The following is a 15,662-nucleotide window of genomic DNA, read 5'->3' as shown; positions in this document are numbered from 1 at the left end:
GATATTACACACTCGTAGTGAATTACGCTAAAATAAAAGGATGAAAAAAACGCTCACCCTTTTCTTCATAACGGCGGCGCTTGCTGCCGTACTCCTTAGCTCTCCCGAATTCTCTATTACCAAAGCTTTTTTAGATAAAATTGAGCGTGAATACGGTGCTTTTGCAAAGAGAAGAGCTTTTGCTCTTGTGCAGATGATGAATGAATCGCGTGACACAGATGAGATGGGAAAACTTGAAAAGGTAAACGATTTTTTTAATCAAACCCCCTATGCTTCGGATAAGGCGACATGGGGAGAGAGTGATTATTGGGCGACACGGTATGAGTTTATCGGCAAAGATAAAGCCGATTGCGAGGATTATGTTATCGCCAAATATTTTACTCTCAAAGAGCTTGGTGTTCCCACTTCCAAACTCTTTATGACGTATGCCAAATCGATTCGGTACAAAACAGCCCATTTGGTACTCACGTACTATGAAACTCCCCGTTCTGTCCCGTTGGTTTTGGATAATTACAACTACAAAATTCTCCCGGCTTCACAGCGTAATGATTTGATCCCGATTTACAGTTTCAGCGGGGATGAACTGTTCAATGCCAAGCAGGCACAAATCGGGAAAATAGTTCCGGCGTCAACTCGCCAAAAACGTCCATGGAATGAATTAGCAATAACAAGGTCAAAGGAATAAAAATGAGTTTATTTAAACAATTGGTGATAATGCTGAGCCTCTTTTTAGCGGTGATTTTAGTCTCGGTTATGGTGCTGAATTTTCGCTCTGCCACCGAATTCGCCCAAAATCAGCTCTATAATGATGCCAAAAATACAGCGCATTCTCTGGGACTTTCCCTCTCAAAAGTTGCCGATTCCTCGGATACGTCGAGTATGGAGACCATGATCAATGCGATCTATGACAGCGGATATTATGAACGTATACGTTTAGTCGATGTTGATGGAAAAGAGGTCTATACCCGAGAAAATAATGTTTGTGTCAGTGATGTACCTCAATGGTTTATCGAAATGGTACCGATCTATAATGCGTGCGCATCCAGTGATATTATGATAGGATGGAGTCGTTTCGGCACACTCGAAGTAAGTGCACATACGGGAAATACCTATCGACAGCTATATTCAACCTTGATCGATTTAGTACAAACCTTTTTAATGATTGCACTTGTCGTGTTTTTAACTCTGTATATGCTCCTAAGCGTGAGTCTTCAATCCCTCAAGCGGATTAAGAAACAAGCGAAATCTATTCTTGATAACGAATTCATTATTGAGAAAAAAATCCCCTTTACGACCGAATTTCGCTCGGTTACAACGGCTATGAATGCAATGGTCGAAAAAGTAAAAGATATTTTTGAGAGAGAAAATGAGACGCTGCTCCGCTATCATGAGCTTCTCTATAAAGACTCGGAAACTAAACTTCATAACCGACGTTATCTTGCCGCGAAACTTCCCGATTATCTTCAGTCGGATGCGTCACTCTCTTCAGGAACCTACGTCATGATCAGTTTGGATGAGATTGACCGGCTCAAGCGTGAAAAAGGGTATGAACGTTATAACATAGTTATCAATGCCCTTGCTGAAGCGCTGAATACGCACTTAGGTTCTTTTCGCCATGCATTGATCGCGAGACTGAATGAATCAGATTTTTTCGTCGTTCTTCCTGCGTGTGAGATACACTCAATTACCCCTCAAATCGAAAATATTATTTCCAAAGTCGCTCATGTGATAGTGGGAATAGACGGTGAAATTTTAGATTATTTACTCATCGGATGCGGAGTTGGAACCTATAATGAAAATGACACGCTGAAAGCACTTTTTTCTCGTGCCGATCATTCAGTTATCCAAGCAAAACAATGCGGGAAGTTTGTGGTTGAAGAAAGCCAAGCGAATGATAGTGCTTTGGTGCTTGGACGTGACGAGTGGCGGGAAGAGTTGCTTAAAAGTTTAGAAGAATCACGGATGCTTTTGGCATTTCAAAGTGTCGTTGAACAGCGTGCTGATGCTTTGAGTGTCATTCATGAAGAGATATTTTTACGTTTGCTCGATCGAGAGGGGACAATCCATTCAGCAGGCTATTTTATCCCTGTTGCGACGAGCTTGGGACTTATCGATACCCTTGATCACTATATGATCGAAAAAGTCCTTAAGCATATCAAAGATCACAATCCGATTACGCCGTTGGCACTCAATCTTAGTGGTGATTTTGTAAAAAAATACGCCAATATACAGTGGTTAAGAGAACAATTGGAAAGCTTTAATCGTCATAACGACTTAGTGTTGTGGTTTGAAGTCAATAATACGATAGCCTTGAATGAGCTTGAAGCGGTATCGGCGATCAGTGCTATGGTTAAAAGATTCGGTTATCGTTTCGGGATTGACCATTTTACGATCCCTGAAGCGGGAGCGCACTATCTCCAAACTATCCGTCCAGATTATGTAAAAGCCAATTGTGCGTATCTGCAGGATATGATGTTCGATCAAGATACAGGAAAAAGCAGAGAGAGTTTTAACAACGTCATCCGCAGTCTCGGGATTTCGATTATTGCGATAAATATTGAAGAGGCTCAGGATGTTGAGCATTTGAAAGCCCTTGGAATTGAACAATTCCAAGGTTCATTTATTGCTCCCGTAGCACTGTTGTAGCTTACCCTTTTTTACGGGTAAGGACATATGCGAAAATGGCGACAACTGCCAATAAGATATAAATATTCCCTTGTTCTTCCATTAGTGTTCTCCTAATAATTTTTTCATAATTTCAATGTGATAGCTCTCTTGGTAATTGATAAACTGAAAAAAGCTCGAGAGCTTTTCGTCGGTAATTAATGAAGAGAGTTTACGACACTCCTCCTTGGCATTCTCCTCTTCGATGATCCCTGCACGGAGAAATTTTTCCATATCGGTAATTTCATAGGTGAGAGGGTGAAGCGCTCTCGGAAGAGCTAAAATCCCCATCTTCGCCATCATCTCTCCGAACGAGCGGAGGTGAAAATGCGATTCATCGATCAGATCTTGAAAATGGGTTACTTCTGCCGCTGTTGTGGCACGGATCAGTCGGTAAAAGTAGACCATAATAAGTTCATACTCTTTGTAAATTTCTTCAAAGAGAAAGAGGGTAAGTGCGTCGATTTCTGCGGAACTTAACAGTGCATCCGGCCAATGACGAGAACGGTTAAATGCACTAAGCGGCTCATCCAATGTAAGCTTTTCAAGGTATGCGTTCAAGGTAGAGAGAATATAGTTTTCGTCATGAGCCATCCGCTTTGAGAGTTCAGATGCCCCATACAAAAGGTGAAGAGACTTGATCTCATTGATCGTTGTCCGTACAAGGGCAAAGAACGATTCGCTCTCAATCGCAAAATGACTATCCTGTTCATAATCATACGCGGAATGGTTTTCGTAAAGAGACCCGGCAAGCCATTTAAGATGGCGAAATTCGATCTGAGAAAATTCGTACAGACGATTTTTAACCCACGGATCACTGACTGAAAATGACATAAATGCTATTCTTAGCCACAGTTGGTGTTTGCGTCGAAAAAGGGTCGCGTCAATCATACCTGTACCTCACATTCCATACCGATTTCAATCGCATGAAGCTCTTCTTCCTTCCCTTCGGATCGGTGTGCTTCATTGATCCCAGCCGCTTCGAAGGCGGTGAGAACCATTTGAGCGCACGCTTGTTGTTTTATCGGCCCAAGGGCTACTTTATCACGAAGCTTTAGTGCCGCACTTCGGGCATACTCATACGATTGCCCTTTGATCATCTCCGTAAACATTGATCCCAGCACGACTGTATCGTGACATCCGTTTGTGGCATAACTAACTGAATGTAAAATATCCCCTTCGCTTTGGATATAAAAAATGACGAATTCGCCGCTTTCTTCACTGTGCCCGACACCCACACCGGTAGGATTTTCGAGCGGACCGTAGTTGTGAGGATGCATGAGATGCTCGATGATCTCTTGATTTAGATTATTTTCCATTTGATTATTATAACGCAGGTTGAACCTCTTTGTAAGAGTCCTCACCGTACAATCGCACTATGAAAACCCTAACCCCTGAAACTCTCCGTTATTTACCCACCACCCGTGCCGAAATGGACGCACGCGGATGGGATCAGTGCGACGTGATCCTTATCTCCGGCGATGCCTATATCGATTCACCCTTTATCGGGGTTGCCGTGGTGGGTCGGATATTGGAGCGGGAAGGGTATCGTGTCGGGATTATCGGACAACCCGACATTACTACGGATGATGTAATGCGTTTGGGGGAGCCGAAACTTTTTTGGGGTGTGAGCGGGGGAAGCGTCGATTCGATGGTCTCCAACTATACCGCGACGAAAAAATTCCGTAACAGCGATGATTACACCCCCGGCGGTGTTAATAACGCGCGACCCGATCGCGCAACGCTCGTCTATACGAACCTGATCCGCAAATATTTCAAAAACACCGTTCCAATAGTGTTGGGGGGGATCGAAGCGAGTTTACGCCGCGTCACCCATTATGATTATTGGACGAACAAACTCCGTAAGCCGATCCTCTTTGATTCCAAAGCCGATTATTTGATCTACGGAATGGGGGAGGGGGCGATTGTTGCTCTCCCTAAAGCGTTAGCAAGCGGTGAATCTCCCCACACCATTCGTGGGGTGTGTTATATCGCTAAAGAGCCTCGTGAGGGGTATCTGACGTTGCCATCGCATGCAGAGTGTTTGGAAAACAAAGAGCGTTATATCGATCTCTTTGATCTATTTTACAACCATAACGACCCCATCTCGGCAAAGGGGCTGTGCCAAGAGGTGGATGGACGATACGCGATCCAAAACCCTCCTGCCGATTATCTGGATGAGAACGAGATGGACGCCGTGAGCGCCTTGCCTTTTACCCGTGAGCTTCATCCCTACCATCGTTCTCGAGGTGCGGTAAAGTGTCTGGAGACGATCAAGTTTTCCATTATGACCCATCAGGGATGCTGGGGAGAGTGTAACTTCTGTGCAATCGGTGTCCATCAGGGGCGTACCATCCGTACTCGTAGCGAGGAATCCATCCTAAAAGAGGCAACCCAGTTTACGGAGTACAAAGATTTCAAAGGGATTATCAGCGATGTTGGAGGTCCAACGGCCAACATGTACGGCTATGAGTGCGCCAAAAAGCTAAAGCACGGCACGTGTGATCATCAGCGGTGTGTCGATGATACCCATTTGTGCAAATCGATGAAGGTCGATCACACCCGTGTTATCAATCTCCTCCGTCGTCTTCGAGAAATTCGGGGGATCAAAAAAGCATTTGTCGCTTCGGGGGTTCGCTACGATCTGATAAATGAGGACAAACGCCAAGGGTATGAATACCTCAAAGAGATGGTGCGTCATCACATCTCAGGGCAGATGAAAGTCGCCCCCGAGCACACCTCCGAACACATCCTCCATTTGATGAATAAACCGGGGAAACAAACTCTTGTCGATTTCAAAAAATTGTATGATAAATTGAACAAAGAAGAGGGTAAAAAGCAGTTCTTGACCTACTATCTCATCGCCGCTCATCCGGGATGTACCGAGAAAGATATGCACGATCTGAAACGCTTTACGACGGATGAACTCAAGATGAATCCCGAACAGGCACAGGTCTTTACCCCAACCCCCGGAACGTACTCGGCGGTGATGTACTACACCGAGATGGATCCTGCTACCCGTAAAAAAATCTTTGTTGAAAAAGATACGGGACGCAAAGAGAAACAAAAACAGATCGTTGTTGCCAAAGACAATTTTAAAAGCGGGTTTGGGAGTTAACTCGCAACCCTAAAAAATAGTGGAACAATTTTTGCGCTCTTACCTCTCTTTTAGCTTTCATTACCTACAATAACCACTTCAAACTCAATACTACGGAACCTATTTGCGTATCGATAAATTTTTAAACGCCGTCAATCTGACCAAACGCCGTGCTGTCGCTCAGGATATGATCGGCGAGGGCGTTGTCTACATCAACGATAAAGCGGTGAAACCCGCTAAAAACGTGGCAGTAGGGGATATTATCACCCTTGTCTATCTCGAAAAACAGATGCGCTACGAAGTGCTCGCCATCCCGACGATAAAATCGACCCCGAAATCTCAACAGCATCTCTACATCAAGGAACTCTTATGAACGCCACCAAAGCTGATTTTGAAGCGCTCTTTGAACATAAAATGTCTGATGAGGAGATGCGGGAATTTTTACTCTCGTTATCCCTCAATACGCAGACCTCTTCGGAGATGATCGCAACCGCCGCAGAGGTGATGCGTAGACACTCGATCCTCCTCGAAGTCCCCGCTGAACTCAAACCAAAACTGATCGATGTCGTCGGGACAGGGGGAGATAAGAGCGGGAGTTTTAATGTTAGCTCCACCGTCGCTCTCCTCCTTGCCGCATCGGGTGCCTACGTCGCCAAACACGGGAACCGCTCCATCACTTCCAAATCGGGGAGTGCCGATGTCCTCGAATATTTAGGGGTTAAACTCGATCTTACTTTGGAGCAGAGCTCGACACTCCTCCAAGAGTGTGGATTTACCTTTTTGTTTGCCCAATATCACCATCCTGCGATGAAGTTCATTATGCCGATCCGCCGTTCGATCCCTGAGAAAACCATCTTTAATATCCTTGGACCTCTCACCAATCCGGTGGGACTCTCTAAAATCCTCCTCGGAGTGTTTGATGAGGTATTTGTCCCCAAAATGGCGGAAGCGGCGCGTGAACTGGGGATGCAATCGGCTATCGTGGTCAGTTCTCGCGAAAAGATGGACGAGATCAGTATTAGTGATATTACCTATGCGGGACATTTGAAAAATGGTGTGATAGAGTATTTCGAGATCGACCCGCAGATGTTAGGGATCAAAAAAGCGCCGTTTGAAGCGATCCTCGGCGGGGAAGCGGAACGAAATGCCGAGATCCTCACCGATATTTTAAACAACCGCTCAACCGAAGCTCAACGGGATATGGTTCTTATCAACGCCGCATACGCTCTTGTGGCTGAGGGGATGGCACGCGATGCTCAAGAGGGGCTTGAGATTGCCCGTGACACTTTGCTTAGCGGTAAAGCAGCTGAAAAGTTGAAACAAATCGTATCGGTATCGTCCAAACTATGATGAAGCTCTCCCTTGATAACTTAGCACCTTTGTGTGAGCAACTCTTCTCAGAATTACCTCATGGCGGCATCGTTGTTTTACAGGGGGATTTGGCGAGCGGAAAAACGACCTTTACCCAAGCGTTTGCCGATTATTTAGGGGTAGATGATGCCGTTACGTCACCGACTTTTTCACTACAGCAGTGCTACGGCAAACAACTCTACCATTATGATCTCTACAACTACGGATTTGAGAAATTTTTATCGTTAGGGATGATGGAAGAACTTGAACATGAGGGGTATCACTTGATCGAGTGGGGAGACGAAACGCTGATAGGGTGGCTTAAACGTGCCGGAATGGAGAGTGTTATTTTAAAAATTACCAAATGCGACGATGAATCGCGATGTTATGAGGTGCAACGTGCATGAATTAAAAATTGAAAACTTAGTCAAAACGATCAAGAATCACGAAATCGTCCGTGGAATCAGTATGGAACTTCATACCGGTGAAGTCGTAGGATTGTTGGGACCCAACGGAGCGGGTAAAACAACGACGTTTTACATGGTGTGTGGACTTATCGAAGCAACCGCAGGAAAAGTGTACATCGACGGCGAGGATGTCTCCCATTTGCCACTTCATAAACGTTCGCGTATGGGGATCGGGTATCTGCCGCAGGAAGCCTCTATTTTTAAAGACCTTACGGTAGAGGAAAACCTCATAATTGCCGCGCAAGCAGGTGATCTTGATGCGGAAACGGCAGAAAAACGGATCGAAGAGTTGCTGGAGATGTTTAACATCGAGCCGATTCGAAACCGTCGCGGGATCAATCTCAGCGGCGGGGAACGCCGTCGTGCCGAAATTGCACGGGCACTCGTTAATAAACCCCGATTTCTCCTGTTGGATGAGCCGTTTGCAGGGGTTGACCCTATCGCCGTCATGGATATTCAGGGGGTCATTTCCCAATTAGTAGAATACGGTATCGGCGTGTTGATAACCGATCATAATGTCCGTGAAACGTTAGCGGTATGTGATCGTGCTTACGTTATTAAAAGCGGTGAGCTATTAGCATCCGGATCAAGTGATGAGATTGCCCATAACAGCGATGTCCGTCAACACTATCTCGGCGAATCGTTTAAGTTCTAGTATCGCATGCTACGGGTAAAAACAAGCGTTGAGCTAAAAAATAAGCTTTCCAACACACTCCGTAACTGGCTCCCGATTCTTCAATCGAGCCTGAGTGATTTGGGTGAAGCGATGGCTCCGTTTGTTGAGGGGAACCCTCTTATTGATATCAAATCGGGTTATGAAGAATCCTTTGAATCGAGAATCCCGAAAAAAATTCAATACGGCTATGTCCAAAACTCCCACAGTGAAGCGATTGAAGCACTAACCGTTCAATACAAAGGGCTATTTGATATCCTCGAAGAGCAGGTTGACGGTTCCTTGTTTCCTACTCCCATTTCACAGCTCATTGCCAGACATATCATTGAAAACCTCGATGAGGGGGGATATTATGAGGGGGATGACACCGCTTTTTGTACAGCTCATGGGATTACTTCGGAGCAATTTGAAAAAATACGTCTCCGCTTTATCCATGTCGAACCGGTAGGGATCGGTGCGCGCAACGTCAGCGAATCGTTTTTGTTTCAGCTCGAATCTGCCTCGATCAGCGACGCAGGATATAACCTAGCCCGCGAAATGATTACCCATATGGACGAGTTGGGGCGCTATCGTAAAGAGGCTGCATTTGAGGAGGCGATGCGGGTGGTCGGGAGTTTTAAAAATCCCCCTGCAATTGATTATCTGGAAGATTCGCAGCAGGTAATCCCCGATTTGATGATTTATAACGATCCCGAAGAGGGGATCGAAGTTCGGCTTAACGATCAGTATTATCCGAGTGTTACCATTGATGCTGCCTACGGTGTCGATCATCCGTTTGTCCGTGAAAAGCTCAAAGAGGCGAAAAGTCTTGTTGATGCGTTGGAGATGCGTAAAGCGACCCTCTATAAAGTGGGATTGATGATCGTCGAATATCAGTATGACTTCTTTACGGGGGGTGCGATCAAACCGCTCACCCTTAAAACGCTTGCCGATGAATTCGGACACAATCCCTCCACTATTTCACGTGCCATCGCTAACAAATACATTGCCTGTGATCGCGGTATTTATCCGATGAAAGATTTTTTCACAACGGCCATCGATGAAGATGTCTCCAATGCCGCGATCAAAGATTATGTGGCGGAACTGGTCAAAAACGAATCCCATAAAAAACCGCTCAGCGATATGAAACTTTTGGAAATGATTCAAGAAAAGTTTAAAATCACGATGGTGCGCCGAACGATCGCAAAATACCGCAAGCAGCTCAACATCGCAGGCTCCAGCGAGCGTAAACAGCTTTATCTTTTAGGGCGTTAGTGAAACATTTAAAAGCGTATCTCGATGAGCAGGTAGCCGCTCGAAACCATAAAGATGAGTTATGTGCCGAACGTCCCGATCCTCTAATGGTAGCCAGAACCTCTATGGATCAGCATCATGCCCTGACGTGTGCTCTATTCTCGTACGGGAGTGCCAAAGCCATTGTTGCTTTTTTAGCCTCTTTAAAAGAGGATTTAGCAGATTGCGAAGAATCGGTTTTACGTTCACAATTAGAGGGGAAATATTATCGCTTTCAGAGTAGCGAAGATATTATTCAATGGTTTTGTACCCTTAGGGGCTTAAAAGCCTCTGGCGGGGCTGAGAAGGCCTTTGAAGATGGGTATTCGTCAGATGGTGTTATCGGCGGAGTATCGACATTGATAACAACTCTTTATGACCTTAACCCGTATCGTTCCAAAGGGTATGAATTTTTGATTGGAAAACCGATTGCCTCCATAACAAAAGCCTCGGCTATGAAACGGTGGATGATGTACCTGCGGTGGATGGTACGCAAATGCGAACTCGATATGGGATTATGGAGCGGAGTGAGTCAAAGCGATTTGATTATGCCGCTTGATACCCATACGTTTAAGGTTTCACGCTCTCTAGGGCTTTTAAGCAGGTCGCAGTGCGATATGAGAGCCGCTATCGAACTGACCGAAGCTCTTAAACTATTTGATCCCCTTGATCCCCTCAAATACGATTTCGCCCTCTATCGGATCGGGCAGGAAAAACAGCTAGAGATAGATTGTGGTACAATCTCGTCCATAAAATTGAATAATAAGAAGTTTATGTCCTAATGAAGAAAATTTTAATCGTCAGTGACGGAGCTATCGGTCAGCACTTTATTGAACGTGTAATCGGTACCTATACCACTGAAAATCTTTATTATGTTGTCCAAACAAGTGATAAAGTTTTTGAGGGGTATAACCCCGGGCGATACAAATTCTTTCAATTTGATCCCACCAGTTTCTATAAAATTGCCAATTTGTTGAAGATGGATTTTTGGCAAGTAATTTTAGCTATGGAGAATCAAAGCGATTTGGAATATACGATTAAAAACATCCGTTTGTATAAGCCGAATATTCGAATTATTGCCCTTGATCTATGGAATACGGTCAGTCCGTGTGATGATATCGAATGGGTCAATATGCAAGAGCTTATTGCCGCCAATATGATCGATTATCTTCCGAATATCCCTGTTTTGGCTAAAAATATAGGATTGGGCTCGGGCGAGATTATGGAGGTTTTGGTTCCGTTTGGGAGTTCGTTCGTCTACCGTCATATCGGCTCGATTGAACAAAAAAATTGGAAAATAGCGGCCATTTACCGTAACCGTCAGTTGATTATTCCCAGCGACAATAAAATGATTCAGCCGAATGATACGTTGGTATTGGTCGGTGATCCGGCGGTATTACGGTCGATTTACAGAGCGATTAAACGGGAACTCGGGCAGTTTCCGGCACCGTTTGGGTCTAAAATTTATCTGTATATCGATATGAGTATTGAAAAATCTTCTTCCATAATGTCGTTGGTCAGACGAAGTGTTTTTATCCAAAAAAAGCTTCGTAAACCGCTTATTATTAAAATAATCAATCCGGGTGATATTGACGTACTGCGGATGATTAAAGCATCTGCACAGGGAGATGTGACAGTTGATATCGATTATGAGGCTCTGCCGGATGAGGGGATGATTCTTAACGATATTAAAAAATATCACATCGGTCTTTTCCTTGTTTCCCACACTGCTTTTTCAATCACTTCAATTCGAAAAAAACTTTATGCCGGAAATGTTCCTGTACTGAAACTTGCCGATTGCTCCTTCTCTGCATTGAATGAGAGTGTGGTAATTTTGAGTGAAGAGGGGCATATTGAAAATATCTCCACCACGATTTTTGACGTCTCTTCCCAATTCGGATTTAACCTTGAACTCATCGATTACATCAACGAAGAGGGAGCACATAAAAGGGAAGTAATTGAACATTTTAATAACCTTTCTGCTATTTTTTCAAAATCGATTCGTGTTACGGCTCAAGAGAACAATCCGATTCGAGAGTTACGGGAGAGAGATAATTTTCTTCACGTTTTGCCGTTCACTTCTAAAATGTTTATGAACCCGTTTACAGCCTATTTTTCAACCGATCCTGAAGTGCTGTATCGCAAACTCGGACGCAATCACCAGCTTTTCATCCCTACACAAATTTAACCCCCGCAAGAGGGTTTTAAGTCATCTTTTAGTAAACTATTTCTCACACCGTAACAACTTAATTTATCAGGTTTTTCTATGACGATATCTATCAATCTTAAACGTGTAATTGACGACTCGTATCCCATCCATATCGGTCCGTTGCCGGAAATTAACTTTGAGGGAAAAGTCGTTGTTTTGACCAACCCGAAAGTGGCAGGTTTGCACTTGCAAACGCTTCTTTCACGATTGAGTGCCAAAGAGGTTTATATCGTTACGATTCCCGATGGCGAGCAGTACAAAACATTCGAGACGATTGAATCGGTGCTGGAACGTATGTTTGATCATCGTTTAAACCGCAAATCGCTTTTAGTCGCATTCGGCGGCGGCGTGATCGGTGACATGGGGGGATTTACTGCGAGTCTGTACAACCGAGGTATCGACTTCATCCAAATCCCGACAACACTCCTTTCCCAAGTCGATGCGAGTGTCGGGGGAAAAACAGGGGTTAATAACCGATACGGAAAAAATCTGATCGGTGCTTTTCATCAGCCGCGCGCTGTCTATATCGATCCAAATTTTTTGAAGACACTTCCTTCCCGAGAATTTGGGGCGGGTGTAGCGGAGATTGTCAAAATGGCAGTGACTTTTAACGCACCTTTTTTCGAATGGCTGGAAAACAATGATTTGCGAGAAGGGGATAATCTTCTCTACGCAATCGCTAAAGCGGTCGAAACCAAAGCCGGTGTTGTCGAAGAGGATGAAAAAGAGCAAGGACTTCGTGCGGCACTCAACTACGGCCACACATTCGGTCATGTCATCGAGAACGAAACGCAATACGAAACCTATCTGCACGGGGAGAGTGTCGCTATCGGTATGGTGATGGCAAATGCTCTTGCGTGTGAAGCAGGGTTGATGACTCACGAGGAAGCCGAGCGTGTCAAAGCCCTTCTTGCCCGCTATGATTTGCCCCTTACCTATCCTATTACCGATGTTGAAAAGTTTTATCAAACCTTTTTCTTGGATAAAAAAAGTGCCGACAGTGCTATCACTTTCATCCTTCCGCGCGGAATCGGTGGGGTTGAGATTACTGATGCGATCGAAGCTCCCGTTGTTAAAAAAATATTATCTACATTTCAAGGAATCGGCGCGTGAGACTTTATCGACTCTTTTTACTCTCTCTCTTCTTTGCAGTTTTAACCTTTGGTGCTGTTCAAAATGAAAAACAAGAGATTCAAGACAATGCGATAGAACTACCCAAAGAGGTTGAAATCGAAAATGCCCGTGAAGAGCTCGCTAAAATCCAAAAAGAGCTATCCAAAGGGAACAGCATTTGGCTTAAAAGCTATAACTCCTATATGGCGTATCAAGAGTCTCGAAAAAGTCTTCGAGAGGTTAAATATCGGATTGAACAGCTAGATAGACGCTCTTTTTCAGTTGAGCGAAAGCTTGAGAGTGAAGCACTTCAAGCCAAGCAAAAGGTTCTGACGGAGCAGATCGAACTCCTTAAAGCGCAAGGGGCATCTCCGTTTGTATCGCTCCTAAAACCGGATGAAGCGGGTGAACTCCCTAGCATCACCAATCCGTTTGATATTATTACCGGCATATCGTATATCAAACGCCTCAACAGCTACTACAAAGATTATGTTTTGCGCGAAGAGGAGCTTCAAGAGCTCATTACCCTTATGGAACGTCAGGTTGCTCTTTATAAAACCATTACCCGACTTGATCCAAAAGCCGACTATGAGGTAGAACTTGACGCGACATTGTTGCAAGTTGAAAAATTCAAACTGGCGTTGGAAACGCTTGTCTCTACCGCTGAAGTATACGAGAAACGGATTGAGTCGACCGAAGCTAAAATCAACAAAGAGATAAAAGACCAAATCTACAAACTGTTGAACATCGGAATGATTGTTGCCGTTTTGATTATCATCTCCTTTTTGTTTAAACGGGTGATTAAACGCTATATTGTTGATAATGAACGATTTTATATGGCGAATAAGATCGTCACCTTTATCAATGTCACGTTGATTATTATTATTTTACTCTTCAGCTATATCGATAATGTCGGCTATTTCGCCACCGTACTCGGATTTGCCTCTGCCGGTCTCGCCATTGCGATGCGGGATTGGTTTATGTCGCTGCTCGGATGGCTTGTTATCGTCGTCGGTGGTTCGATCCATGTCGGTGATCGTGTCCGTTTTGTGAAAGACGGGATGGAATATGTCGGAGATGTTTTGGATATTTCGATGCAGCGGATAACGTTGATGGAAGATGTTACGCTGACGACATTGGAAACAAATCGACGAGCGGGGCGAATCGTTTTTGTCCCTAACAACTATATTTTTACCTCGATGATCGCCAACTATTCGCATGGATCGCTTAAAACGGTGTGGGATGGGATTGACATTGTCATCACATTCGATTCGAATCACAAAAAAGCGGCGCATTTGGTAAAAGAACTTTGCCGTAAATATTCCAAAGGGTACACCGATATCACCCGTAAGCAGATCAACAAACTCAGAGATCGTTACAGCCTGAAAAACAGTAATGTCGAACCGCGTATATTTACCTTTATCGAACCGCACGGGGTTAAAATCAGTGCGTGGTATCTGACCAATGCCTACGCGACGCTAACGCTTCGCAGTACGATCTCTGCCGATATTATCGATGCGTTCAATGCCGAGTCAGATATTACGATCGCCTATCCGACACAGACGTTCTATACGGCTCCGATACCGCCGAAATCTCCACCGCCGATGGACGTGTAATGAAACCGAAGGTCTATTTCAAAACATTCGGTTGCCGCACGAACGTTTTTGATTCGCAGGTGATGATGTCTGCTTTGAATGACTACGAAGTGACCGAGGATGAGGGGAGTGCCGATATCGTTGTCGTCAACTCCTGCACGGTGACCAACGGTGCGGATGTAAGTGTTCGCGGCTATATTAATCAGATGGATAAGCAGGGAAAAAAGCTTTTTTTGACGGGATGCGGCGCTCACACAAAAGGGGAATCCCTATTTGGTGCAGGGAAAATCCAAGGGGTCTTCGGCCCTTCGGAAAAAATGAAAATCAACACACTCCTCTCCTCCCAGAGCCGCTTTTATGAGATTGGCGATCTGAACTACATTGATGATGCGATTGTCGATGAATTCGTCGGTAAATCGCGTGCGTTTATCAAAATCCAAGAGGGGTGCAATTTTCGTTGCAGTTATTGCATAATCCCCTTTGTACGCGGTGATGCACGCAGTATGGATGAAGCCAATATTTTAGAGCAGGTATCACGACTCGCAAGCAACGGTTTCGGGGAGTTTGTTCTGACGGGGACGAATGTCGGAAGCTACGGTCAGGGCGAGGGGCGAAATATCGCGGAATTGATGAAAAAGATGTCATTGATCCGTGGTGTTCGCCGTATTCGTGTCGGTTCATTAGAGCCGATACAGGTCAATGAATCGTTTCGGGAAATTTTGGATGAGCCGTGGCTGGAACGCCATCTTCACATCGCGATTCAACACAGCAGCGACGCAATGCTTCGCCTTATGAACCGTCGCAACCGTCATGTGAACGATGTTGAGTTATTCGGGATGTTAAACGATAAAGGATTTGCCCTCGGAACCGATTTTATTGTCGGACATCCGGGAGAGAGCGATGCGATCTGGAACGAGGCGATGGAGAATATCCGCTCACTTCACCTTACCCATATTCACCCTTTTACCTACTCAAAACGGGACGGGACACCGAGTGCGGTGATGAAACCCGAAGTAAACGGAGCCGTCTCATCCCAAAGAATGGCTGAACTGAACGCCATCATTGAATTGAATAATAAAACATTCCGTCAAAAAATGGGACATATCCCGTTGGAAGTACTGGTCGAATCGGGTGAGGGGACTCAGTATATCGGATACGATCAGTTTTATAACAAAGTAGTGATCGAATCGCTCGAAGATATTAGCGGCGATTGGATCACACT

Annotated in this window: 15 protein-coding genes; 13 read left to right on the top strand and 2 right to left on the bottom strand. The window is 44.8% G+C overall.

The genetic code is table 11. From position 1 onward, the window contains the following. Positions 1 to 40 precede the first annotated feature (40 nt). Both A2517_RS02240 and A2517_RS02235 read left to right on the top strand, forming a co-directional pair. The gene (locus A2517_RS02240) at positions 41 to 685 is read left to right on the top strand and encodes a transglutaminase-like cysteine peptidase (protein ID WP_294893742.1); all 645 of its coding nucleotides are present in this window, start codon (positions 41 to 43) and stop codon (positions 683 to 685) included. Positions 686 to 687: 2 nt separating this feature from the next. After that, positions 688 to 2,646: a LapD/MoxY N-terminal periplasmic domain-containing protein gene (locus A2517_RS02235; RefSeq protein ID WP_294893741.1), complete on the top strand. Its 1,959-nt coding sequence runs from the start codon at positions 688 to 690 to the stop codon at positions 2,644 to 2,646. Positions 2,647 to 2,727: 81 nt separating this feature from the next. On the opposite strand, the gene A2517_RS02230 is transcribed toward A2517_RS02235, so the two are convergent. Together A2517_RS02230 and A2517_RS02225 are read right to left on the bottom strand one after the other, a co-directional pair. Further along, positions 2,728 to 3,555: an iron-binding protein gene (locus A2517_RS02230; RefSeq protein WP_294893740.1), complete on the bottom strand. Its 828-nt coding sequence runs from the start codon at positions 3,553 to 3,555 to the stop codon at positions 2,728 to 2,730. Next, positions 3,552 to 3,983 carry an iron-sulfur cluster assembly scaffold protein gene (locus A2517_RS02225; protein WP_294893739.1) on the bottom strand — a complete coding sequence of 144 codons (432 nt, stop codon included), beginning with the start codon at positions 3,981 to 3,983 and terminating at the stop codon, positions 3,552 to 3,554. Before A2517_RS02225 ends, A2517_RS02230 begins: the two co-directional genes overlap by 4 nt. A gap of 59 nt (positions 3,984 to 4,042) precedes the next feature. On the opposite strand from A2517_RS02225, the gene A2517_RS02220 reads away from it, so the two are divergent. From A2517_RS02220 to mtaB, 11 genes are all read left to right on the top strand, one after another. Beyond that, positions 4,043 to 5,782 (top strand): YgiQ family radical SAM protein, encoded by a 1,740-nt coding sequence (locus tag A2517_RS02220; protein ID WP_294893738.1) that lies wholly within the window; start codon positions 4,043 to 4,045, stop codon positions 5,780 to 5,782. Positions 5,783 to 5,885: 103 nt separating this feature from the next. Then, complete coding sequence (locus A2517_RS02215; protein ID WP_294893737.1) at positions 5,886 to 6,134, top strand: RNA-binding S4 domain-containing protein; 249 nt, start codon at positions 5,886 to 5,888, stop codon at positions 6,132 to 6,134. Next, positions 6,131 to 7,111, top strand: a complete 981-nt coding sequence (gene trpD, locus A2517_RS02210) for an anthranilate phosphoribosyltransferase (protein WP_294893736.1) — start codon at positions 6,131 to 6,133, stop codon at positions 7,109 to 7,111. Before A2517_RS02215 ends, trpD begins: the two co-directional genes overlap by 4 nt. Then, the gene (tsaE, locus tag A2517_RS02205; protein ID WP_294893735.1) at positions 7,108 to 7,518 is read left to right on the top strand and encodes a tRNA (adenosine(37)-N6)-threonylcarbamoyltransferase complex ATPase subunit type 1 TsaE; all 411 of its coding nucleotides are present in this window, start codon (positions 7,108 to 7,110) and stop codon (positions 7,516 to 7,518) included. Before trpD ends, tsaE begins: the two co-directional genes overlap by 4 nt. Beyond that, the gene (lptB, locus tag A2517_RS02200) at positions 7,511 to 8,233 is read left to right on the top strand and encodes an LPS export ABC transporter ATP-binding protein (protein ID WP_294893734.1); all 723 of its coding nucleotides are present in this window, start codon (positions 7,511 to 7,513) and stop codon (positions 8,231 to 8,233) included. The genes tsaE and lptB overlap by 8 nt, the downstream gene beginning before the upstream one ends. Positions 8,234 to 8,239: 6 nt before the next feature. After that, a complete protein-coding gene (locus A2517_RS02195) occupies positions 8,240 to 9,505 on the top strand; it encodes an RNA polymerase factor sigma-54 (protein WP_294893733.1) in 1,266 nt (421 codons plus the stop codon). Continuing rightward, positions 9,505 to 10,305 carry a TIGR02757 family protein gene (locus A2517_RS02190; protein ID WP_294893732.1) on the top strand — a complete coding sequence of 267 codons (801 nt, stop codon included), beginning with the start codon at positions 9,505 to 9,507 and terminating at the stop codon, positions 10,303 to 10,305. The genes A2517_RS02195 and A2517_RS02190 overlap by 1 nt, the downstream gene beginning before the upstream one ends. Continuing rightward, positions 10,305 to 11,711, top strand: coding sequence for a COG3400 family protein (locus tag A2517_RS02185; RefSeq protein ID WP_294893731.1), 1,407 nt, complete (start codon positions 10,305 to 10,307; stop codon positions 11,709 to 11,711). The genes A2517_RS02190 and A2517_RS02185 overlap by 1 nt, the downstream gene beginning before the upstream one ends. A gap of 78 nt (positions 11,712 to 11,789) precedes the next feature. Further along, complete coding sequence (gene aroB, locus A2517_RS02180; RefSeq protein ID WP_294893730.1) at positions 11,790 to 12,845, top strand: 3-dehydroquinate synthase; 1,056 nt, start codon at positions 11,790 to 11,792, stop codon at positions 12,843 to 12,845. Beyond that, positions 12,842 to 14,461: a mechanosensitive ion channel domain-containing protein gene (locus A2517_RS02175; protein ID WP_294893729.1), complete on the top strand. Its 1,620-nt coding sequence runs from the start codon at positions 12,842 to 12,844 to the stop codon at positions 14,459 to 14,461. Before aroB ends, A2517_RS02175 begins: the two co-directional genes overlap by 4 nt. Then, a partial coding sequence (gene mtaB / locus A2517_RS02170) for a tRNA (N(6)-L-threonylcarbamoyladenosine(37)-C(2))-methylthiotransferase MtaB (RefSeq protein WP_294893728.1) occupies positions 14,461 to 15,662 on the top strand: 1,202 nt, incomplete at its 3' end. The genes A2517_RS02175 and mtaB, both read left to right, overlap by 1 nt.

It is taken from the genome of Sulfuricurvum sp. RIFOXYD12_FULL_44_77 (assembly GCF_001830725.1).
GTDB lineage: Bacteria > Campylobacterota > Campylobacteria > Campylobacterales > Sulfurimonadaceae > Sulfuricurvum > Sulfuricurvum kujiense_A.
The sequence above is the reverse complement of the archived record's forward strand: the minus strand, read 5'-3'. Positions and strand labels throughout refer to the sequence as shown.